At 70.9% G+C, this 330-nt stretch carries 1 protein-coding gene; it reads right to left on the reverse strand.

Features of this window, described 5'->3' with window-relative positions; all coding sequences use genetic code 11:
* On the reverse strand, positions 1-330 hold a 330-nt coding region (locus SB719_RS19325), incomplete at both ends, for a sensor histidine kinase (protein WP_412159627.1).

Here is a 330-nt window from a genome sequence, read left to right on the forward strand (position 1 = left end):
GTCGTTGTCGACGCACAGGACGCGCAGGCCGCTCAGCGACGTATCCGGCACGGTGCTCGGCGCCGGCGTCGGCACCAGCGGCTGGGTGCTGCGCGGCACCGTGATCGAGAACATGCTGCCCTTGCCGACCGTCGCGCGCGCATCCAGCGTGTGGCCGAGCAGGCGCGAGATCCGCTGGCAGATCGACAGGCCGAGGCCGAGGCCTCGGCCGTCCCAGTCGAAGGGTTGCTCGTAGCGGTGGAACTCGTCGTAGATCTGCCGCATGTGGTGGTCGGGAATGCCGGGGCCGGTGTCCCAGACCTGCAGTGCGATGGTGTCGCCGCGGCGCCG

The organism is Pantoea sp. SIMBA_079 (assembly GCF_046940275.1).
GTDB classification, from domain to species: Bacteria; Pseudomonadota; Gammaproteobacteria; order Enterobacterales; family Enterobacteriaceae; genus Pantoea; species Pantoea borealis.